This is a genomic window from Reyranella humidisoli (genome assembly GCF_019039055.1).
Taxonomy (GTDB): domain Bacteria; phylum Pseudomonadota; class Alphaproteobacteria; order Reyranellales; family Reyranellaceae; genus Reyranella; species Reyranella humidisoli.
In genome coordinates this window covers 318,932-339,569 of sequence record NZ_JAHOPB010000003.1, presented here as the reverse complement: position 1 = coordinate 339,569, position 20,638 = coordinate 318,932, and the positions used below count along the sequence as shown (strand labels likewise).

At 67.1% G+C, this 20,638-nt stretch carries 20 protein-coding genes; 18 read left to right on the top strand and 2 right to left on the bottom strand.

What is annotated here, in order from left to right:
- Positions 1-21 precede the first annotated feature (21 nt).
- The 7 genes from KQ910_RS25115 (at position 22) to KQ910_RS25085 (ending at position 7,147) form a co-directional block, all read left to right on the top strand.
- A complete protein-coding gene (locus tag KQ910_RS25115) occupies positions 22-342 on the top strand; it encodes an FtsB family cell division protein (RefSeq protein ID WP_369408445.1) in 321 nt (106 codons plus the stop codon).
- A gap of 200 nt (positions 343-542) precedes the next feature.
- Positions 543-1,598 carry a pyruvate dehydrogenase (acetyl-transferring) E1 component subunit alpha gene (gene pdhA, locus KQ910_RS25110; RefSeq protein WP_216966478.1) on the top strand — a complete coding sequence of 352 codons (1,056 nt, stop codon included), beginning with the start codon at positions 543-545 and terminating at the stop codon, positions 1,596-1,598.
- 4 nt (positions 1,599-1,602) lie between these two features.
- Entirely contained in the window at positions 1,603-2,979 is a 1,377-nt protein-coding gene (locus KQ910_RS25105) for a pyruvate dehydrogenase complex E1 component subunit beta (protein WP_216966475.1), read from the top strand.
- A 15-nt stretch (positions 2,980-2,994) separates the two neighbouring features.
- Complete coding sequence (locus tag KQ910_RS25100; protein ID WP_216966472.1) at positions 2,995-4,275, top strand: pyruvate dehydrogenase complex dihydrolipoamide acetyltransferase; 1,281 nt, start codon at positions 2,995-2,997, stop codon at positions 4,273-4,275.
- Positions 4,276-4,284: 9 nt separating this feature from the next.
- Positions 4,285-5,697, top strand: coding sequence for a dihydrolipoyl dehydrogenase (lpdA, locus tag KQ910_RS25095; protein WP_216966470.1), 1,413 nt, complete (start codon positions 4,285-4,287; stop codon positions 5,695-5,697).
- Between the two features lie 6 nt (positions 5,698-5,703).
- Positions 5,704-6,663, top strand: a complete 960-nt coding sequence (gene lipA, locus KQ910_RS25090) for a lipoyl synthase (RefSeq protein WP_216966468.1) — start codon at positions 5,704-5,706, stop codon at positions 6,661-6,663.
- 7 nt (positions 6,664-6,670) lie between these two features.
- Positions 6,671-7,147, top strand: a complete 477-nt coding sequence (locus KQ910_RS25085) for a type II toxin-antitoxin system RatA family toxin (RefSeq protein WP_216966466.1) — start codon at positions 6,671-6,673, stop codon at positions 7,145-7,147.
- Here KQ910_RS25085 and KQ910_RS25080 read toward each other — a convergent pair.
- Together KQ910_RS25080 and KQ910_RS25075 are read right to left on the bottom strand one after the other, a co-directional pair.
- Positions 7,144-7,635, bottom strand: coding sequence for a CinA family protein (locus KQ910_RS25080; protein WP_229600969.1), 492 nt, complete (start codon positions 7,633-7,635; stop codon positions 7,144-7,146). The genes KQ910_RS25085 and KQ910_RS25080 overlap by 4 nt on opposite strands.
- A gap of 6 nt (positions 7,636-7,641) precedes the next feature.
- Positions 7,642-8,802: a bifunctional 2-C-methyl-D-erythritol 4-phosphate cytidylyltransferase/2-C-methyl-D-erythritol 2,4-cyclodiphosphate synthase gene (locus KQ910_RS25075; RefSeq protein WP_216966464.1), complete on the bottom strand. Its 1,161-nt coding sequence runs from the start codon at positions 8,800-8,802 to the stop codon at positions 7,642-7,644.
- Between the two features lie 122 nt (positions 8,803-8,924).
- On the opposite strand from KQ910_RS25075, the gene dusB reads away from it, so the two are divergent.
- From dusB to KQ910_RS25020, 11 genes are all read left to right on the top strand, one after another.
- Entirely contained in the window at positions 8,925-9,932 is a 1,008-nt protein-coding gene (dusB, locus tag KQ910_RS25070; RefSeq protein WP_216966462.1) for a tRNA dihydrouridine synthase DusB, read from the top strand.
- A 29-nt stretch (positions 9,933-9,961) separates the two neighbouring features.
- On the top strand, positions 9,962-11,041 hold the full coding sequence (locus KQ910_RS25065; protein WP_229600968.1) for a two-component system sensor histidine kinase NtrB: 1,080 nt from the start codon (positions 9,962-9,964) through the stop codon (positions 11,039-11,041).
- Positions 11,038-12,513: a nitrogen regulation protein NR(I) gene (gene ntrC / locus KQ910_RS25060; protein WP_216966459.1), complete on the top strand. Its 1,476-nt coding sequence runs from the start codon at positions 11,038-11,040 to the stop codon at positions 12,511-12,513. Before KQ910_RS25065 ends, ntrC begins: the two co-directional genes overlap by 4 nt.
- A gap of 43 nt (positions 12,514-12,556) precedes the next feature.
- On the top strand, positions 12,557-14,749 hold the full coding sequence (locus KQ910_RS25055) for a sensor histidine kinase (RefSeq protein WP_216966457.1): 2,193 nt from the start codon (positions 12,557-12,559) through the stop codon (positions 14,747-14,749).
- Positions 14,750-14,781: 32 nt separating this feature from the next.
- Positions 14,782-16,188: a nitrogen assimilation response regulator NtrX gene (gene ntrX / locus KQ910_RS25050; protein WP_216966455.1), complete on the top strand. Its 1,407-nt coding sequence runs from the start codon at positions 14,782-14,784 to the stop codon at positions 16,186-16,188.
- A 15-nt stretch (positions 16,189-16,203) separates the two neighbouring features.
- The gene (dat, locus tag KQ910_RS25045) at positions 16,204-17,067 is read left to right on the top strand and encodes a D-amino-acid transaminase (RefSeq protein WP_216966453.1); all 864 of its coding nucleotides are present in this window, start codon (positions 16,204-16,206) and stop codon (positions 17,065-17,067) included.
- Positions 17,064-17,720: an HAD family hydrolase gene (locus KQ910_RS25040; RefSeq protein ID WP_216966451.1), complete on the top strand. Its 657-nt coding sequence runs from the start codon at positions 17,064-17,066 to the stop codon at positions 17,718-17,720. Before dat ends, KQ910_RS25040 begins: the two co-directional genes overlap by 4 nt.
- A 106-nt stretch (positions 17,721-17,826) precedes the next feature.
- Positions 17,827-18,072: an RNA chaperone Hfq gene (hfq, locus tag KQ910_RS25035; protein WP_068189217.1), complete on the top strand. Its 246-nt coding sequence runs from the start codon at positions 17,827-17,829 to the stop codon at positions 18,070-18,072.
- A gap of 1 nt (position 18,073) precedes the next feature.
- Complete coding sequence (gene hflX, locus KQ910_RS25030) at positions 18,074-19,432, top strand: GTPase HflX (protein ID WP_439653338.1); 1,359 nt, start codon at positions 18,074-18,076, stop codon at positions 19,430-19,432.
- A gap of 68 nt (positions 19,433-19,500) precedes the next feature.
- Positions 19,501-19,788: a co-chaperone GroES gene (locus tag KQ910_RS25025; protein WP_216966449.1), complete on the top strand. Its 288-nt coding sequence runs from the start codon at positions 19,501-19,503 to the stop codon at positions 19,786-19,788.
- 5 nt (positions 19,789-19,793) lie between these two features.
- Complete coding sequence (locus KQ910_RS25020; protein ID WP_216966447.1) at positions 19,794-20,627, top strand: inositol monophosphatase family protein; 834 nt, start codon at positions 19,794-19,796, stop codon at positions 20,625-20,627.
- Positions 20,628-20,638 lie beyond the last annotated feature (11 nt).

The window sequence follows — 20,638 nt, the reverse complement described above, 5'->3', positions numbered from 1 at the left end:
AAGGCCACCACATGTTGCCATATGCCTGCAGGAACGCCGCATATGTTGTTGAGACCCCGTCAGATTTTGGCTCCCGTCATCTTCGCCACAGTATTCGGTTATTTCGGATACCACCTGGTGAACGGTGACCGCGGCCTGCTGGCCATGGCCCATCTCCAGCGCGAAGTGCTGGTCGCCGAGCAGAACCTCGCCGAGGCCGAGACGACCCGCAAGATCTGGGAACGCCGCGTCGCGGCGCTGCGCAACCAGAGCCTCGAACCGGACATGCTGGACGAGCGCGCGCGCGTCCTGCTGAACTTCGCGCGCAAGGACGACGTCATCGTCTTCATGCCGACGCGCTGACGACGTTTTGATCTCGGTGACGCTGTGTTCAAGGTTCGCCTCGCGGTCATCTGAAAGAAACTGTCCGGTGCGATCCATGGTTTGCAAACAATCGCTCAATTGCTGCGGCGCACGCGCGGCGAGTGTGTTTTTTCCTGCTAGATCAAACACATCGCCCTCTGCGATGCTATAAGCCGAAGCGCGTTCACGAGGGGACTGCCATGGCGAAGCCGGCCACGAAGCCGAAAGTCGATACTTCTCCCGCCAAGGCGAAGTCGCCTCCCAAGCAATCATCCGGGCCGGGCGACAACAGCGTCACCCCCGACGAACTCAAGGCCTACTACCGCGACATGCTGCTGATCCGCCGCTTCGAGGAGCGGGCGGGCCAGCTCTACGGCATGGGCCTGATCGGCGGCTTCTGCCACCTCTACATCGGCCAGGAAGCGGTCGTGGTCGGCATGCAGTCGAGCGTCCGCGACAAGGACGCCGTCATCACCTCCTACCGCGACCACGGCCACATGTTGGCCTGCGGCATGGACCCCAAGGGCGTCATGGCCGAACTGACGGGCCGCAGCGGCGGCTACTCGAAGGGCAAGGGCGGCTCGATGCACATGTTCAGCCGCGAGAAGAGCTTCTACGGCGGCCACGGCATCGTCGGCGCCCAGGTGCCGATCGGCACCGGTCTCGCCTTCGCGCACAAGTACAACGGCGACAAGAACGTATCGCTCACCTACTTCGGCGACGGCAGCGCCAACCAGGGCCAGGTCTACGAGGCCATGAACATGGCAGCACTCTGGAAGCTGCCGGTGGTCTACATCATCGAGAACAACCGCTACGGCATGGGCACCTCGGTCGAGCGCGCCTCGGCCACTACCGAGCTCTACCGCCATGGCGAGGCCTTCGGCATCCCGGGCGAGCGGGTCGACGGCATGGACGTGCTGGCGGTCCGGGCGGCCGGCGCCAAGGCCATCGAGCATGCGCGCAGCGGGCAGGGCCCCTACATCCTCGAGATGCAGACCTATCGCTATCGCGGCCATTCGATGAGCGATCCGGCCAAGTACCGGACCAAGGAAGAGGTCGACAAGTTCCGCAACGAGCGCGACCCGATCGAGCACATTCGCAAGCGCCTGCTCGACGCCAAGATCGTCGACGAGGCCGCTCTCAAGGCGGTCGACGCGGAGATCCGCAAGATCGTGAACGACGCCGCCGAGTTCTCGCAACACAGTCCCGAGCCCGATCCGTCGGAGCTGTGGACCGACATTCTGGTCGAGGCCTGATCCCATGAGCATTCAGGTTCTGATGCCTGCCCTGTCTCCCACCATGACCGAGGGCAAGCTCGCCAAGTGGCACGTCAAGGTCGGCGATGTCGTGAAGTCCGGCCAGGTGATCTGCGAGATCGAGACCGATAAGGCCACGATGGAAGTCGAGGCCGTCGACGAGGGCGCCGTCGCGAAGATCCTCGTCGAGGAAGGCACCGAGGGCGTCGCCGTGAACACGCCGATCTGCGTGCTGGCCGAGGAGGGCGAGAGCGCCGCCGATGCCGTTACGCCGGCGCCCGCTGCCAGGACCGAGGCGCCCCGGGCTGAAGCGAAGGCCGAAGAGAAGCCGAAAGCCGACGCGGCGCCGGCGGCGCCCGCCGTCGCTGCTGCGGCACCGGAGCCGGAATGGAAGGGCGGCACGCAGCACATCACCGTGCGCGAGGCGCTGCGCGAGGCGATGGCCGCCGAGATGCGTGCCGACAAATCGGTGTTCCTGATGGGCGAGGAAGTCGCGCAGTACCAGGGCGCCTACAAGATCAGCCAGGGCCTGCTGGAGGAATTTGGCGAGAAGCGCGTCATCGACACGCCGATCACCGAGCACGGCTTTGCCGGTCTCGGCGTCGGCGCGGCGTTCGGCGGCCTGAAGCCGATCGTCGAGTTCATGACCTTCAACTTCGCCATGCAGGCGATCGACCAGATCATCAACTCGGCGGCCAAGACGCATTACATGTCGGGCGGCCAGATGACCTGCCCGATCGTGTTCCGCGGTCCCAACGGCGCCGCCTCGCGCGTCGCCGCCCAGCATTCGCAGTGCTACGCGAGCTGGTACGCCCATGTGCCGGGCCTGCGCGTGCTGGCGCCGTGGAGCGCCGCGGACGCGAAGGGACTGCTGCGGGCCGCGATCCGCGATCCCAACCCGGTGATCTTCCTCGAGAACGAAATCCTCTACGGCCAGTCGTTCGACGTGCCGGAGGATCCCGACTTCGTGCTGCCGATCGGCAAGGCCAAGATCGAGCGGCAGGGCAAGGACGTCACGATCGTCGCCTTCTCGATCATGGTCGGCAAGGCGCTGCAGGCGGCCGAGGAACTGGCCAAGCACGGCATCGACGCCGAGGTCATCAACCTGCGCAGCCTGCGCCCGTTCGACACCGAGACGATCGTGCAGTCGATCAAGAAGACCAACCGCCTCGTCTCCTGCGAGGAGGGCTGGCCCTTCGCCGGCATCGGCGCCGAACTGTCGGCGCTGATGATGGAGCATGCGTTCGACTATCTCGATGCGCCGGTGAAGCGCGTTGCCGGTCTCGACGTGCCGCTGCCCTATGCGGCGAACCTTGAGAAGATGGCGTTGCCGCAATCGACGCACATCGTCGAGGCCGCACGCGCGGTCTGCAATCGCTGAGGCGGGAGAGACGGCATGTCGATCAACATCCTGATGCCCGCGCTCTCGCCCACCATGACGGAGGGCAAGCTCGCCAAGTGGCACGTCAAGGTCGGTGACGCGGTCAAGTCCGGCCAGGTGATCTGCGAGATCGAGACCGACAAGGCCACGATGGAAGTCGAGGCCGTGGACGAGGGCAAGATCGGCCAGATCCTGGTCGAGGAAGGCGCCGAAGGTGTGAAGGTCAACGCCGTCATCGCCGTCCTGCTGGAAGAAGGCGAGAAGGACGTCGCCGAGCCTGCGACATCTGCCGCTGCCGCACCGGCGCCCAAGGCCGAAGAGAAGCCGGCAGCGCTGGCTCCCGCGGCCGCGCCTGCACCGGCGGCCAAGCCGGCCGCTTCCCCTGGCGGCACCCGCATCTTTGCCTCGCCGCTGGCCAAGCGCATAGCGGCGGACAAGGGCATCGACCTCGCCGGCCTCAAGGGCTCCGGGCCAAACGGCCGCATCGTCAAGGCCGACGTCGAGAACGCGAAGCCAGGCGCCGCTCCGGCTGCGGCGGCTCCCAAGGCTGCGCCAAAGGCTGCTGCCCCGACGCCGGCCACCGGCGGCCAACCGGTGTTTGTCGCCCCCGGCGACAGCCGTGTGCCGCATACCAGCATCCGCAAGGTCATCGCCCGGCGCATGCTCGAGTCCAAGCAGACCGTCCCGCATTTCTACCTGACGGTCGACTTCGAGATCGACGCGCTGCTGACGGCGCGCACGGCGATCAACGCCGTCGTCGAGAAGAAGGGCACCAAGGTCTCGGTCAACGACATGGTGATCAAGGCCTGCGCCAAGGCGCTGCGCGACCATCCGGAGTGCAACGCCTCGTGGACCGAGGAGGAGATGATCCAGTATGGGGCGGTCGACATCTCCGTCGCCGTGGCCACGGATCGCGGCCTGATCACGCCGATCGTGCGCAACGCCGACATGAAGGGCCTGGCGCAGATCTCGATCGAGATGAAGGATCTCGCCAGCCGCGCCAAGAGCGGCAAGCTGAAGCTTGAGGAGTTCCAGGGTGGCGGCTTCACCATCTCGAACCTCGGCATGTTCGGCATCCGCGACTTCGGCGCCATCATCAACACGCCGCAGTCCATGATCCTGGCGGTCGGCGCCGGCGAGGAGCGGGTCGTCGTCCGCAAAGGCGAGATGGTCATCCGCAACATCATGAGCTGCACGCTGGCCGTCGATCACCGCGTGGTGGACGGCGCCATGGGCGCGCAGTTCCTGCAGACACTCAAGGCGTATATCGAGCAACCCGCCGCGATGCTGGCCTAGGAGACTGACATGGCCGAGACCAGTTTCGACCTGATTGTCGTGGGCGGCGGGCCGGGCGGCTACGTCGCCGCGATCCGCGCCGCGCAGCTAGGGCTCAAGACCGCCGTGGTCGAGCGCGAGCATATGGGCGGCATCTGCCTCAACTGGGGCTGTATCCCGACCAAGGCGCTGCTGCGCACCTCGGAAGTCTACGGCCTCATCAAGCATGCCGACGCCTACGGCCTGTCGGTCAAGGACGTGTCGTTCGACCCGAAGAAGATCGTCGAGCGTTCGCGCAAGGTGGCGAGCCAGCTCAGCAACGGCGTCTCGATGCTGATGAAAAAGAACAAGATCACGGTGTTCGACGGCACGGCCAAGCTCGCCGGCACAGACGGGATCAGGCGCAAGATCGCCGTCGCGCTCAAGGACAAGAGCAACGTCACCCTGACGGCCAAGGATGTGATCCTGGCCACGGGCGCCCGCGCGCGGCAGCTTCCCGGTCTAGAGGCCGACGGCAAGCTGGTGTGGAGCTACAAGGAGGCGATGGTGCCGCCGGAGTTCCCGAAGTCGCTGCTGGTCATCGGCTCGGGCGCGATCGGCATCGAGTTCGCGAGCTTCTACCGGACCATGGGCGCCGAGGTGACGGTGGCCGAGGTCATGGACCGCGTGCTCCCCGTCGAGGATGCCGAGGTCTCGGCCTTCGCCAAGCGTGCCTTCGAGAAGCAGGGGATGAAGATCCTGACCAGCGCCACTGTGTCGAACCTGAAGAAGGGCACCAACAACGTCACCGCCACCATCACGGTCGGTGGCAAGGCCGAGCAGATCACCGTCGACCGGGTCATCAGCGCCGTCGGCATCGTCGGCAATGTCGAGAACCTGGGCCTCGAAGGTACCAAGGTGAAGGTCGAGAAGACCCACATCGTGATCGACCAATGGGGCTTCACCGGCGAGCCGAACGTCTATGCGATCGGCGACGTCGCGGGCCCGCCGTGGCTCGCGCACAAGGCGATGCACGAGGGCGTGCTGGTGGTCGAGAAGATCGCCGGCGTTAAGGGCGTCCACCCGATGAAGACCGAGAACATCCCGGGCTGCACCTACTGCCAGCCGCAGGTGGCGAGCATCGGTCTCACCGAGGCAGCGGCCAAGGCCAAGGGGCTGGAGCTCAAGGTCGGCAAGTTCCCCTTCATCGGCAACGGCAAGGCGATCGCGCTGGGCGAGCCCGAGGGCTTCATCAAGACGATCTTCGACGCCAGGACCGGCGAGCTCCTGGGCGCCCACATGATCGGCGCCGAGGTCACCGAGCTGATTCAGGGCTACAGCATCGCCAAGACGCTGGAGACCACCGAGGCCGAGCTGATGGCCACGGTGTTTCCGCATCCCACCCTGTCGGAGATGATGCACGAGTCGGTACTGGCGGCGTATGGCCGGACGCTCCATATCTAGCCGATCATGGACGGAACCCTCGACAAGCTTTCCCTGACCCGCGCCGAGCGCCACCCCGAGAAGGCGCATCGGCCGGACAATCCGATCCAGCGCAAGCCGGATTGGATCAGGGTCCGTGCGCCGAACTCGCCGGAGTACGCCGAGACCAAGCGGTTGATGCGCGAGCTCAAGCTCACGACCGTCTGCGAGGAAGCGGCCTGCCCGAACATCGGCGAGTGCTGGAAGCAGAAGCACGCCACCTTCATGATCATGGGCGAGACCTGCACGCGGGCCTGCGCCTTCTGCAACGTCGCGACCGGCAAGCCCGGCGCTCTCAATCCGCACGAGCCGGCCAACATCGCCGAAGCGGTCGGCAAGCTCGGCCTCGGCCATGTCGTGGTGACCTCGGTCGACCGCGACGATCTGGACGACGGTGGAGCAGGGCATTTCGCCGAGGTGATCACGGCGCTGCACAAGTCGGCGCCCGCCACCACGGTCGAGATCCTGACGCCGGACTTCATGCGCAAGCCAGGTGCCATCGAGACGGTGGTCGCGTCGCGGCCCGACGTCTTCAACCATAATCTCGAGACGGTGCCGCGGCTCTATCCGACCATCCGTCCGGGCGCGCGCTACTTCACCTCGCTGCGGCTTCTGTCGCGCGTGAAGGAGATCGACCCTGCGATGTTCACCAAGTCGGGCCTCATGGTCGGGCTGGGCGAGACGCGCGAGGAGATCCTGCAGGTGATGGACGACCTGCGCGCCGCCGACGTCGACTTCCTGACCATCGGCCAGTACCTGCAGCCGACGCCCAAGCACGCGGCGCTCGACCGTTTCTGGACGCCGGCCGAGTTCTCGGAGCTGGCGCAGATGGCCCGCGCCAAGGGCTTCCTGATGGTCTCGTCCTCGCCGCTGACGCGGTCGAGCTATCACGCTGGCGACGACTTCGCGCGCCTCAAGGCCGCGCGCGTGGCCCAGCTCAAAGGCTGACGGCCTCTTGGCTACCCGTCACCAGGAACGGCGAGTCGTTCCGTTCCAGCCGCGACAGCTGTTCGACCTGGTGGCCGACGTGCCGCGCTACCCGGAGTTCCTGCCCTGGTGCTTCGCCGGCCGCATCCGCCGCCGCGAGAGCCCGACGGTCGAGATCGCCGAGCTGGCGATCGGCTTCGGGCCGTTCCACGAGAAGTTCGTCTCGCGTGTCGTGCGCGCACCCGACGATCCCGAGGGCCCGCGCATCGACACGACCGGCATCGAGGGTCCGTTCCGGCTGTTGAAGAGCCGCTGGATCTTCCGTCCCCATGCGGAAGGCACCCAAATCGACTTCGAGCTGGAATTCGATTTCCGCTCGCTGCTGCTGCAGAAGACGGTCCAGCTCCTGTTCGCCGAAGCCGTCCGCCGCATGGTCTCGGCCTTCGAGGCGCGGGCAGCGCAGCTCTACGGCAAGTCTGCAGCCGCCAAGGAACTCCCGGCTTAGCGCTCCGCCAGCTTGGCCAGCATCGCGAGCGCGGTGATCACCGTGAGGCGGCGGATTCCGTCGCGGTCGCCGGGGAAGACGTGACGCTCGGCAATCGTTTCGAAGCCGGTGCGGCAGGCACCGAAATGAACGAGGCCGACCGGCTTCTCGGCGGAACCGCCGCCGGGGCCGGCCACGCCGGTCACCGAGACCGAAAGCTGTGCGCCGGAGCGGGCGAGGGCGCCCGCCGCCATCGCCCGCGCCACCGGTTCGCTCACCGCGCCATGGCTCACGATCGCGTCCCACGGCACGCCGATCATCTCGCGCTTGGATTCGTTGGAGTAGGTGACGAAGCCGCGGTCCACGACGTCGGAGGAGCCGGCGACGGCCGTCAGCGTCGCGGCGATCAGGCCGCCGGTGCACGACTCGGCCGTGACAACCTTGAAGCCGTGCTTGCGGCAGGCGAACAGGACACGCTCCGCGCCGTCCCGCATCTCGTGGTCGAACATCGGCAGTCAGCTCCTCGGTAATTCCACGGTGGCCAAGGCCTGCGCCGCGACGCCTTCGCGGCGGCCGGTGAAGCCAAGCCCCTCGGTGGTGGTGGCCTTCACGCTGACGCGGTCGGGCGCGATGTCGGCAATGCGGGCGATGCTCCGCACGATGGCGTCGCGATGCGGCCCGACCTTCGGGGCTTCGCAGACGATCGTGACATCAAGATGGACGATGCGTCCGCCGCGTGCCGTCACGAGATCGACGGCGTGGCGCAGGAAGCGGTCGGACGAGGCGCCGCGCCATTGCGGGTCGGACGGCGGGAAATGCTTGCCGATGTCGCCGGCGCCGATCGTGCCCAGCACCGCGTCGGTGAGCGCATGCAGCGCCACGTCGGCGTCGGAATGGCCGGCCAGCGCCTGGCTGTGCGGCACGGCGACGCCGCCCAGCATGACGGCGGTACCCGGTCCGAAGCCGTGCACGTCGAAACCGAGAGCGGTGCGGGTTTCCATGCGGGTCGAGAGAAGATCCTCGGCGGTGGTGATCTTGCGGTTATCCTCGCTGCCCGCGACCATGACAACCTTGAGCCCCGCACGCTCCGCCACGGCGGCATCGTCAGTCAGCGCGGTCGCCTCGGCGGTGGCCAGCGGCGCGGCGGCGCGATGGGCGGCGAGCAGCGGTGCGAAACGGAACACCTGCGGCGTCTGCGCCCGCCACAAATCCCGGCGCGGCACCGTCTCCGTGACGGCATTGCCGTCGCCGACGCGCTTCAGGGTATCGGCGAGCGGGATCCCAAGCACCGCGCCGTCGATTCCTTCGACCGAGGCCGCCGCAAGGCAGGCCTCGATCTCGGCGCCTCGCACGAAGGGGCGGGCGGCATCGTGTATCGCGACCAGGTCGGGAGGGTTTCCGGCCAGCGCTTCCAGCCCGTTCAGGACCGACTGCTGACGGCTTGCGCCCCCCTGGATCGGCGCGGGCAGGTCGAGCCCGTCGGTCGCCGCGGCATAATGGGCGTCATCTCCCGGACCGATCACGACCTGGACCCGGTCGACGCCGGCCGCGTGGAAGGCGGCGATCGTCCGGCGCAGGACCGGCCGGCCGGCAAGAAGCGCATATTGCTTGGGCAGCGGGCCGCCGAAGCGGCTGCCGCGGCCGGCCGCGACGATGAGGGCGGTGACTTTACGCATAATGCTCAATTTAGCAGGGTTCCGGCCGTGCGCACTTCCGACCCTTGCGCCGACCGTCCGGACCCGCTATTGCTCGCTCAATTATTGTGCACTGCACAAGATGCCTAATAACTGAACAAAGAATGCAAAACGCACACCGCCTCAAACCTGTCGACATTGGACCCGTCCGTATCGAGGACCCGGTCATCCTCGCTCCGCTGTCGGGCGTCAGCGACCTGCCCTTCCGCCAGATGGTGAAGCGGCGTGGGGCGGGCCTCGTCGTGTCCGAGATGATCGCCTCGGTCGCGATGGTTCGAGAGAACCGCAAGACGCTCCTGATGGCCAAGACCACGCCGGAAGAGTTTCCCATGTCGGTGCAGCTCGCGGGCTGCGAACCCGAGGTGATGGCCGAGGCGGCGAAGCTCAACGAGGATCGCGGCGCCGCGATCATCGACATCAACTTCGGCTGCCCCGTGAAGAAGGTCGTCAATGGCCATGCCGGCTCCTCGCTGATGCGCGACGAGGTGCATGCCGCGAAGATCCTCGAGGCGACGGTGAAGGCGGTGAAGCTGCCGGTGACGCTGAAGATGCGCACCGGCTGGGATTCGACCAACCGCAACGCGCCGAACCTCGCGCGCATCGCGGAAGAGTGCGGGATCAAGATGCTGACCGTGCACGGCCGCACACGCTGCGATTTCTACGACGGGCACGCCGACTGGGCGTTCGTCCGCAACGTCAAGGAAGCGACCAGGCTGCCCGTCATCGTCAACGGCGACATCACCACGCTCGAAGACATCGACCAGGCGCTCGATCAGTCGGGCGCCGACGGCATCATGATCGGCCGCGGCGCCTACGGTCGGCCGTGGTTCCTGAGCCAGGCGATTCGCTATCTGCGCACCGGCGAGCGTCTGCCCGATCCGTCGATCGCCGAGCAGTATACGGCGGTGCGCACGCACTTCGAGGCGATGCTCGAGCATTACGGCCTCGAGACCGGTGTGCGCATGGCGCGCAAGCATCTCGGCTGGTACTCCAAGGGTCTGGCCGCATCGGCCGACTTCCGCGCCGCCGTGAACCGCGAGACTTCTGCCGACAAGGTTCGCAGCATGCTGGCCGAGTTCTTCCTGCCGGCACTCGATCGGCAGGCGGCCTGATGTCACTGCGCCCCCTCAAACGAAACGGCATGAGTGACCAGTTCCCGACGGCTATCCTCGACTCGCTCTCCGAGGCGATCATCGTCGTCGAAGCGAACGGCCTGATCCACTACGCCAACCTTTCGGCCGAGCAGTTCTTCGGCGTCGGCCGTGCCCGCCTGGTCGGCCATCCGTTGAACGAGTTCATCCCCGACGACACGCCGCTCTTCTCGTTGCTGGAGCAGGTCCTGACGACCGGCGGTGCGGTGGCAGAGAATGGCGTCACGCTGGCGTCGCCACGTATCGGCACGCGCTTCTGCGCGCTGCGACTCTCGCCGATCGTCGACAGCGACGGCCTCGTCGCGGTGTCACTGGTCGAGCAGACCATTGCCCGCAACATCGACCGCCAGATGTCCCATCGCAGCGCCGCCCGCTCGGTAAGCGCGCTGGCCGCCATGCTGGCGCACGAGGTCAAGAACCCGCTGTCGGGCATCCGCGGCGCCGCGCAGCTTCTCGAGCAGTCGGTGCCGGATTCGGAGCGCGAGCTGACCGAGCTGATCTGCGAGGAGACCGACCGCATCGTGGCGCTGGTCGACCGCATGGAGGCTTTCGCCGACGGCCGCCCGATCGATCGCGGCCCCATCAACATCCACCAGGTCCTCAACCACGTCCGCCGCCTGTCGCAGAACGGCTTCGGCAAGGGCGTGCGCTTCGTCGAAACCTACGACCCGTCGCTGCCCGACGTGCACGGCGACCGCGACCAGCTCATCCAGGTGTTCCTCAATCTCGTGAAGAACGCCTGTGAGGCGCCGGGCGATGGCGAGCGCGAGATCGAGCTTTCGACCGCCTATCGCCACGGGCTGCGCCTCGCGGTGCCGGGCCAGCAGACGAGGGTCAACCTGCCGCTGGTCGTCTCGGTACGAGACAATGGCCTTGGCGTGTCCGACGAGATCCGCGCGCACCTGTTCGACGCTTTCGTGACCAACAAGCCGACCGGAACTGGCCTAGGACTTGCTTTGGTCGCCAAGATCGTCAACGACCACGGCGGCGCCATCGAGTTCGACAGCGAACCCGGCCGCACATCATTCAGGATCATGTTGCCTCTCCAGTTCCCGCAGGCCGCGCCGTGAGCGCCGGCGCCACCATTCTCGTCGCCGACGACGACCGCGCCATCCGCACCGTCCTGCACCAGGCCCTCGGCCGGCAGGGTCACACGGTTCGCAGCACCGGCACCGCCTCCACGCTCTGGCAATGGGTCCAGGAAGGCGAGGGGCAGCTCGTCATCACCGACGTGGTGATGCCCGACGAGAACGGCCTCGACCTGGTGCCACGCATCCGCAAGCTGCGGCCCGACCTGCGCATCATCGTCATGAGCGCGCAGTCGACCCTGCTCACGGCTGTGCGTGCGACTGAACGCGGCGCCTTCGAATACCTGCCCAAGCCCTTCGACCTGAATGAGCTGATCTCGGTGGTGAACCGCGCGCTGTCGGCGCCGGCCACCCCGGTGCAGCGGGCCGCGGCCCGCCCGGAAGAGGGCGAGCGCCTGCCGCTGATCGGCCGATCGCCCGCGATGCAGGAGATCTACCGCACGCTGGCGCGCCTTATGTCGACCGACCTCACGGTCATGGTCACCGGCGAGTCGGGCGCGGGCAAGGAGTTGGTCGCGCGCGCCCTGCACGACTACGGCAAGCGCCGGAAGGGCCCCTTCATTGCCCTCAACATGGCGGCGATCCCGCGCGAGCTGATCGAGAGCGAGCTGTTCGGCCATGAGCGCGGCGCCTTCACCGGCGCGGTTCAGCGGACGGCCGGCAAGTTCGAGCAGGCCTCCGGCGGCACGCTGTTCCTCGACGAAATCGGCGACATGCCGCCCGAGGCCCAGACGCGCCTGCTGCGCGTGCTGCAGGAAGGCGAGTACATGACGGTCGGCGGTCGCACGCCGATCAAGGCCAATGTCCGCATCGTCGCGGCGACCCATCGCGACCTGCGCCGCCTCATCCAGCAGGGCCTGTTCCGCGAGGATCTCTATTACCGCCTGAACGTCGTGCCGATCCGCCTGCCGCCGCTGCGCGAGCGGCTGGACGACATCCCTGAACTCGCCAACCACTATCTGCAGGCCGCCACCACCGACGGCCTGCCGACCAAGGTCCTGTCGCCGGAAGCGATGACCCGCCTGAAACAGCATCGCTGGCCAGGCAACGTGCGCGAACTCGTCAACCTGGTCCGCAGGCTCTCCGCGCTCTATTCCGAGGAGATCATCGGGGTGGAGACGATCGAGGCCGAGCTGGCCGATGCGATGTCGGCGATCGAGCCCACGTCCTCGTCGTCGGAAATGGCGGACGACGTGTCGCTGGCCGACGCGGTCGACCGTCATCTCCAGTCGATGTTTGCCGCCCACGGCGACCGGCTGCCGCCTGACGGCATGTACGATCGTGTCATTTCCGAGGTCGAGCGCCCGTTGCTCGCGCTGGCGCTAGGGGCTACACGCGGGAATCAGTTGCGCGCGGCCCGTCTCCTGGGGCTCAATCGCAACACGTTGCGCAAGAAGATAAAGGACCTCGACGTCCCCGTGGTTCGCACGCCGCAGGTTCGCCGAGGCGGGTGACTTCGTGACAGCTGCGCTGGGCGTTTCACGCTTGGGCGACAGGATGAGCAAGGTGCTGCGCAGCCTGTCCGGCCGCGTTGCCGCCGTCTCCCTGGCCATTCTCGCCATCGCCGCCGGCACCGCGACGTATGCGTGGCTGGCCGGCTTCGTGCCGGAATCCTTCAGCACGCGCGGCTGGATGACAGGCCTGCTGGTCGCCGACCTTGTCATCGCCATTGCGCTCGCCTCGGTCGTCGCCGTCCGTCTCACCCAGCTCTGGCTCGACCGTCGTCGCGGCGCCGCGGGGTCGCGACTGCACATGCGGCTGGTCCTGGTGTGCAGCGTGTTCACCATCACACCGACCGTCATCGTCACCATCATCCTGTCGATGCTGGTGATCAGCCTCACCGATTTCGTGGTGAAGCCCTCGCAGGCCTCCTACGAGGCGGCGCGCGCCATCGGCGAGCCGGTGCGGCGCGCCCGCGAGCAGGAGATCCTGAACGACATCGAGGCGATCTCGAGCCCGCTCCAAGCCGAGGGTGTCGACGCGCTGCGCGATCCCGCCGCGACCAAGGCGATGCTGCAGCGCCTGATCGAGGGCCGTCCGATCATCGAAGCGACGGTCCTGGACGCCGACAAGGGCGTGATCAGCCAGGCCAAGGCGCCAGATGCCGAGGGCATGGCCAATCCGGTGCCGCCCGCGCAGTTCCTCTGGCAGGCGGTCAACCAGGCGCGGCCGGTGCAGTTCGAATCGCCGACCGGCGCCTACTTCGTGATGCAGCTTTTCGTGGGCGAGCCCTTGTTCCTGGCGACCGGCCACGCCGTCGACCTGCGCGTCGTCGACTACATCAAGAGCATCGAGTTTGCGGGCTCGTTCTATTCGCAGATCGAATCGGCGCTGCGACGCAGCCAGCTCATCCTGTTCGTGGTCTGCGGCGCCATCGCGTTCCTGATGCTGCTGGCGGCGGTTTGGCTTGCCATCCTGTTCGCCTCGCGCCTCACCGAGCCGATCGGCGGGCTGATGCAGGCCGCCGAAAAAGTGCGCGGTGGCGACCTCAGCGCGCGCGTGGAGGAGGGGCCGCCCAACGATGAGCTGGGCCAGCTCGCGCGCTCGTTCAACCGCATGGCCAGCCAGATCGAGCAGCAGCGCGGCGAACTGGTCCATGCCAACACCGAGCTCGACACGCGGCGGCGCCTCACCGACGCGGTGCTGGCGGGCGTCTCGGCCGGTGTGCTGAGCGTCGACGCCGAGGGCGTCGTGATGCGCTCAAACCGCTCCGCGCTGGACCTTCTGGCTCTGCCCGAGGACGGCGTACTGGGGCGGCCTCTGATCTCGGTCATGCCGGAATTGGGCCCGCTCGTCGCGCAGGCGGCCGAGCGGCCCGACCGCATGACCCAGGGCCAGGTCGAGATCCTGCAGCGCGGCTCGCGGCAGATCCTGCTGGTGCGCATCAGCGCCGCTTCGGGCGCGGGCTACGTCGTCACCTTCGACGACGTCACCGACCTGATGTCGGCGCAGCGCATGGCGGCGTGGGGCGACGTCGCCCGCCGCATCGCCCACGAGATCAAGAACCCGCTGACGCCGATCCAGCTTTCGGCCGAGCGGCTGAAGCGCCGCTACCTGAAGCAGATCAAGGAGGATCCCGAGACCTTCACGATGTGCACCGAGACGATCATCCGACAGGTCGGCGACATCGGCCGCATGGTCGACGAGTTCTCGTCCTTTGCCCGCATGCCGCGGCCGACGGTGAAGGAAGAGGATGCCAAGGAGATGTGCCAGCAGGCACTGTTCCTGCAACGCAACGGCAACCCGGACCTGCGCTACGTCACGAACCTGCCGGCCCATGCGGTGCCGCTGAACTGCGACCGCCGCCAGGTCTCGCAGGTGCTGACCAACATCCTGAAGAATTCGGCGGAGGCGATCGAAGGCAGGGACGAGCGTCCGGACACGCCTTTGCCACAGGGCGAGATATCGCTTTCGTTGCAGGAGGATGCTGCCGGCGTTCGGATCGTGGTCGAGGACAATGGTCGCGGATTGCCGAAGGAAGGGCGCGAACGGCTGACCGAGCCGTACATGACGACACGCGCCAAGGGCACCGGCCTCGGTCTCGCGATCGTGAAGAAGATCATGGAAGACCATGGCGGGTTCCTGTCGCTGGAGGATCGCGAGGGTGGCGGGGCCCGCATCAGTCTGGTATTCCGGCGAGACGCGAAGGAAATCGCGTCGGCTGGAGTTCACGCGACAGCCGCACAATGACCCGCCGTTCCATGCGGGCTGCTTGAAGTGACATGGCCCACGATATTCTGATCGTCGACGACGAACGCGATATCTGCACGCTGATCGCCGGCATCCTCGAAGACGAGGGTCACACCGCGCGCCGTGCCCATAACAGCACCGAAGCGATCGAGGCCGTGCGGCAGCGCCGGCCCGCGCTCGTCATCCTCGACGTATGGCTGCAGGGCAGCGAACTCGACGGACTGCAGATCCTCGAAGTCATCCGCCGTGAGGATCCTCCCATTCCGGTGGTGATGATCAGCGGTCACGGCACCATCGATACCGCGGTCTCGGCCATCAAGAACGGCGCCTACGACTTCATCGAAAAGCCCTTCAAGGCCGACCGGCTGCTGCTCGTGGTCGACCGCGCCATCGAAGCCGACAAGCTGAAGCGCGAGAACCTGGCGCTGCGCCGTCGCGCCGGCGGCGAGGTGACGTTCGTCGGTTCGTCGAGCGATGCCGCCAACGTCCGCGCGCAGATCGAGCGGGTGGCGCCGACCGGCAGCCGCGTCCTCGTCACCGGCGCCTCCGGTTCGGGCAAGGAGACGGCGGCGCGCCTCATCCACCAGGGCTCCAAGCGCGCCGATGGCCCCTTCGTCGTGGTCAACTGCTCGACGCTGCCGACCGAGCGGCTGGAGATCGAACTTTTCGGCACCGACGGCGAGACCGCCGCCGACACGCTGCGCGTCTCCGGCGCCTTCGAGATGGCCCATGGCGGCACGCTCGTCCTCAAGGAAGTAGCCGACCTGCCGCTGCCGCTGCAGAGCCGGCTGGTCCGCCTGCTGCAGGAACAATCCTATGCACGCGACGGCGGCAAGACCAAGGTCGAGATCGATGTGCGCGTCCTCTCGACGACGGCGCGCGACCTGCAGGCGGAGATCGCCGCAGGCAACTTCCGCGAGGAGCTTTTCCATCGCCTGAACGTGGTCAGCCTGCGCGTGCCGCCGCTCAGCGAGCGCCGCGAGGACATTCCCGAACTGGCGCAGGACCTCCTGAAGCGCGTCGCCGACGCGACCGGTCTGCCGCCGCGCTCGATCGGCGAGGACACGCAGGCGGCGCTGCAGGGTCACGACTGGCCGGGCAACGTGCGCCAGTTGCGCAACGTGATCGAGCGGCTGCTGATTCTGGCGCCGCCGGGCGGAGCGCCGATCCGAGCCGACGTGCTGCCCAACGACGTGAGCGAGGATGCACCCTCGGTGCTGCGCTGGGAGAAGGGCGGCGAGATCATGCAGCTGCCGCTGCGCGAGGCGCGCGAGGTGTTCGAGCGCGAATACCTGCTGGCACAGGTCACGCGCTTCGGCGGCAACATTTCACGGACGGCGACCTTCGTCGGCATGGAGCGCTCGGCCTTGCATCGCAAGCTGAAGTCGCTCGGCCTGCACGGCGGAGCGCCCGAGGGCGGCGCCGAGCCGCCGGTCTGAGCAGGAGAGAGCGTCATGGCGCGTTATGCCTATGTGAACGGTCGCTACGTCGAGCATCGTGAGGCCAGCGTCCACATCGAGGATCGCGGCTACCAGCTTGCCGACGGCGTCTACGAGGTCGTGGGCGTGCGCGACGGCAAGCTGATTGACGAGAAGCCGCACATCGACCGGCTCGACCGCTCGCTGAAGGAGCTGCGCATTGACTGGCCGGTGTCGCGCAGCGCGCTGAGCTTCATCATCCGCGAGTTGATGCGCAAGAACCGGCTGCGCGACGGGCTGGTCTACATGCAGGTCACGCGCGGCGTCTCGCGGCGCGACCACGGCTTCCCGACCACGCCGGTGAAGCCCGCGCTCGTGCTCACCACCAAGGCGACCAAGCACATTGTGGCCGATGCCGGCGCCGGCGTCGCCGTCAAGAGCATGCCCGACATCCGCTGGGAGCGTTGCGACATCAAGACGGTCGCGTTGCTGCCCAACGTACTGGCCAAGCAGGCCGCGCGCGAGGCCGGTGCCTACGAAGCCTGGCTGCTCGACGAGAAAGGCTGCGTCACCGAGGGTGCCTCGACCAATGCCTGGATCGTGACGCAGGACGGCGAACTGATCACGCGCCAGACCGACAATGGCATCCTGTCCGGCATCACGCGCACCACGCTCAAGACGATCTGCAATTCGCTCCAGCTCAAGCTGGTCGAGCGGCCGTTCAGCCTCGAGGAAGCGAAGAAGGCCAAGGAAGCCTTCATCACCAGTGCCACCTCCTTCGTGACGCCGGTCGTGAAGATCGACGGCGAGAAGGTCGCCGACGGCAAGGTCGGTGCCACGGCGCGCCGTCTGCGCGAGGAGTATGTCCGCTTTTCCGAGGCGGGAGAGGCCGTGACGTGAGCCGGCCGGCCGGTCTTGAGCCTCCGCGCGCGGTTCTCTTCGACTGGGACAACACGCTGGTCAACACCTGGCCGACGATCGTCGAGTGTTACCGCGACACCTTCACGGCGCTGGGCCTGACGCCCTGGACGTCGGCCGAAGTGCAGGACCGCGCCCACGGCTCGTTGCGCGAGTTGTTCCCGGCGCTGTTCGGTCCGCGCGCGGCCGAGGCGGAAAAGGTTTTCTACGACACGTTCCTGCGCATCCACCTGGAGCGGCTGGAGCCGCTCGACGGCGCCGCCGACCTGTTGGCGCACTGCCATGCCAAGGGCTGCTACGTGGCCATCGTCAGCAACAAGGTGGGCGACAACCTGCGCGCCGAGGTAGCCCATCTCGGCTGGGGCCAATGGATCGCCAAGGCCGTGGGCGCGCGCGACGCGGCCCGCGACAAACCAGCGCCGGACCCCATCTATCTGGCACTCGACGGCACGGGAATTGCCCCTGACGAGAACGTGTGGATGGTCGGTGACACCCAGGCCGATCTCAAAAGTGCGCATGCGGCAGGGTGTCTTCCGGTCCTGGTGGGAGGCGCAGAGCAACTGACTGCGGCCCTCCTGGAACATCCGCCGAGACTGCGCGCGCGTAATTGTCATGAGTTGGTGGCATTGCTTTGAGACCAACCTCCCCTATATTTGAGGCAACTCGGTAGCGGGGAGGGACCCCGTACCTTCTGACCGGCGACCCCTCGGAAGCCGGCTGCCCAGCAAGAGGCCAAAAAATATGAGCGAAAAGGCACAGAACGTTCAGGACGTCTTCCTGAACCACCTTCGGAAGAACAAGACTCCGGTCACGATCTTCCTCGTGAACGGCGTGAAGCTGCAAGGCATCGTCACGTGGTTCGACAACTTCTCGGTGCTGCTGCGCCGCGACGGTCACTCGCAGCTTGTCTACAAGCATGCGATCTCGACCATCATGCCGGTCACGCCGGTGCAGCTGTTCGACGGGGACAAGGCCGACGCAGGCTGATTTGATCGACCAGTTCGAAGAAGACGACCAGGAAAAGCGCACTCGCAAGCCGTTGGAAACCGTGCGCCCCGCGACGGTGGCTGCGGTCGTGTGTCCCTACATGGCAGGCCCGCGCGGTCGCGGCAGCGATCGCGACAGCACGGCCAAGCTCGAGGAGGCTGTGGGCCTGGCCCGCGCCATCGACCTCGACGTGCGGCTAGCGCAAGTCGCGCCGCTGCGGCAGGTCACGCCGGCGACGCTGATCGGCAAGGGCGTGGTGGCGCGCATTGCCGCGGCGGTCGAGGAGCAGGGCATCGGCCTTGTCGTGGTCGACGACAAGCTTACCCCCGTTCAACAGCGCAACCTGGAGAAGGCCTGGCAGACCAAGGTCATCGACAGGACCGGCCTGATCCTGGAGATATTCGGCGCGCGCGCCCGCACCCATGAAGGCCGGCTGCAGGTCGAACTGGCGGCGCTCGACTACCAGCGTGGCCGCTTGGTGCGCTCGTGGACCCATCTCGAACGCCAGCGCGGCGGCTTCGGCTTCATGGGCGGTCCCGGTGAATCGCAGATCGAGATCGACCGCCGCCTGATCGGCGAGCGCATCGTGCGCATCAAGCGTGACCTCGAAGCTGTACGCAAGACGCGTCAGGTCAATCGCGCCGGCCGCAAGAAGGCGCGGCTGCCGACGGTGGCGCTGGTCGGCTACACCAATGCCGGCAAGTCGACGCTGTTCAACCGGCTGTCCGGCGCCGACGTCATGGCCAAGGACCTGCTGTTTGCCACGCTCGACCCGACCATGCGGTCGATCAAGCTGCCCAACGGCAAGGGCTGCGTGATCTCCGACACGGTGGGCTTCGTTTCGGACCTGCCGACTCATCTCGTGGCCGCCTTCCGCGCGACGCTCGAAGAGGTGATCGAGGCCGACCTGATCGTGCATGTGCGCGACATCTCCCATCCCGACAGCGAGCAGCAGCGCCTCGACGTCGAGGAAGTGCTGCACGAGTTGGGCGCGCTCGAGGAGGGGGCGGGACGTCCCTTCATCGAGGCGCTGAACAAGATCGACGCCCTGCCGGAGGACATGCGGCAGGTGCTGGAAACCCGTACCGCCACGGGCGCCGAGCGCGCCCGCCAGTATCCGGTCTCTGCGTTGACGGGTGAGGGCGTGGACCAGCTCATGAACGCCATCGCGGACCTGCTGGGCGCTGCCGGCGAGGCGCGCGAAGTCTCCGTGCCGCTCTCCGACGGCGCGACCATCGCCTGGCTCTACCGTCACGGCGAGGTCCGCAGCCGCCGCGACGACGGCGAAACCGCCTGGCTGACCGTCGCTCTCGACGAGGCAGCCTCCGCCCAGTTCGAGCGTCGCCAGCTGGCGCGTTGACACCCGGCGGGCGCACTTCCTATAAGCGGCAAAATTCCGAACACCAAACTCAGGACGAAGGAAACACCATGAAATTCAAGCCCTTGCACGATCGTATTCTGCTGAAGCCGGTGGCCGCCGAGACCCGCACCAAGGGCGGGCTCATCATTCCCGACACGGCCCAGGAAAAGCCGATGCAGGGCAAGGTCGTCGCGGTCGGCAAGGGCCGCCGCCTCGAGGACGGCCGCCTGCAGGAGCTGGGCGTCAAGGTCGGCGACACGGTCCTGTACGGCAAGTGGTCGGGCACCGAGGTCAAGCTCGCCGGCGAAGACCACGTGATCTTGAAGGAAGAGGACCTGTTCGGCGTCGCCGGCTGAGGCCGATGCTCGACGCCGGCGCCTCCCAGCGGGTCGCCGAACTCATGCGCGAGACGGCGGCGGCCGAGCTGCTGCCCCGTTTCCGCAATCTTTCGAAGGAAGACGTCCGGCAAAAGCGGCCGGGCGACATCGTCACCGTTGCCGACGAAGCGGCCGAGCAGCGGCTGGCTTCCGGGCTGGCAAAAATCCTGCCCGGCGTGCCGGTCGTGGGCGAGGAGGCCGTCGAGAAGGATCCGGGCCTTCTCGACCTGATCGCCCGGCCGGGTGAGGCCTGCTGGATCGTCGATCCGCTCGACGGCACCTCGAATTTCGCCGCGGGCCGCGACCGCTTCGCCATCATTGTCTGCCTGGTGCAGGACAGGGCCGCAATCGCGGGCTGGATCCTCGACGTGCCGCGCGACCGCCTGGCTGTCGCGCATCGGGGCGAAGGCGTCACCTTCGACGGCGCCGCCGTGCGCGGCCAGCCGGCCGATGCGCCGCTGAACGGCTTCGTCGGCTACAAGATCGCCAAGGCCTTCGACGAGCAGTTGAGCCCCGGACACCGTTCACGACTGGGCCAGATCACCACGCTGCGCTGCGCCGGCGCCGAATACCTTGAAATTCTCGCGGGGCGCGCAGATTTTAGCCTGTACCGTATGACCAAACCGTGGGATCACGCGGCCGGCACGCTGATGATGCGTGAAGCCGGCGGCGGCGCCGTCCAGTTCGGCAGCGGTCCCTACATGCCGGCCCAGCCAATCCACGCCGGACTGATCGCGGCTTCCACCGAGGAGGCGCTGACCGAGGCGAGGACGCTCCTCGAAGCCTCGAACATGCCGCTGCTGGCACGGCCCTCGTAGCCGCCCACGAG

Bases quoted from the DNA above. Each gene is read 5' to 3' on its own strand.
- KQ910_RS25115 (WP_369408445.1), top strand. From the start codon at position 22: ATGCCTGCAGGAACGCCGCATATGTTGTTGAGACCCCGTCAGATTTTG.
- pdhA (WP_216966478.1), top strand. From the start codon at position 543: ATGGCGAAGCCGGCCACGAAGCCGAAAGTCGATACTTCTCCCGCCAAG.
- KQ910_RS25105 (WP_216966475.1), top strand. From the start codon at position 1,603: ATGAGCATTCAGGTTCTGATGCCTGCCCTGTCTCCCACCATGACCGAG.
- KQ910_RS25100 (WP_216966472.1), top strand. From the start codon at position 2,995: ATGTCGATCAACATCCTGATGCCCGCGCTCTCGCCCACCATGACGGAG.
- lpdA (WP_216966470.1), top strand. From the start codon at position 4,285: ATGGCCGAGACCAGTTTCGACCTGATTGTCGTGGGCGGCGGGCCGGGC.
- lipA (WP_216966468.1), top strand. From the start codon at position 5,704: ATGGACGGAACCCTCGACAAGCTTTCCCTGACCCGCGCCGAGCGCCAC.
- KQ910_RS25080 (WP_229600969.1), bottom strand. From the start codon at position 7,635: ATGTTCGACCACGAGATGCGGGACGGCGCGGAGCGTGTCCTGTTCGCC.
- KQ910_RS25075 (WP_216966464.1), bottom strand. From the start codon at position 8,802: ATGCGTAAAGTCACCGCCCTCATCGTCGCGGCCGGCCGCGGCAGCCGC.
- dusB (WP_216966462.1), top strand. From the start codon at position 8,925: ATGCAAAACGCACACCGCCTCAAACCTGTCGACATTGGACCCGTCCGT.
- KQ910_RS25065 (WP_229600968.1), top strand. From the start codon at position 9,962: ATGAGTGACCAGTTCCCGACGGCTATCCTCGACTCGCTCTCCGAGGCG.
- KQ910_RS25055 (WP_216966457.1), top strand. From the start codon at position 12,557: ATGAGCAAGGTGCTGCGCAGCCTGTCCGGCCGCGTTGCCGCCGTCTCC.
- ntrX (WP_216966455.1), top strand. From the start codon at position 14,782: ATGGCCCACGATATTCTGATCGTCGACGACGAACGCGATATCTGCACG.
- dat (WP_216966453.1), top strand. From the start codon at position 16,204: ATGGCGCGTTATGCCTATGTGAACGGTCGCTACGTCGAGCATCGTGAG.
- hfq (WP_068189217.1), top strand. From the start codon at position 17,827: ATGAGCGAAAAGGCACAGAACGTTCAGGACGTCTTCCTGAACCACCTT.
- KQ910_RS25025 (WP_216966449.1), top strand. From the start codon at position 19,501: ATGAAATTCAAGCCCTTGCACGATCGTATTCTGCTGAAGCCGGTGGCC.
- KQ910_RS25020 (WP_216966447.1), top strand. From the start codon at position 19,794: ATGCTCGACGCCGGCGCCTCCCAGCGGGTCGCCGAACTCATGCGCGAG.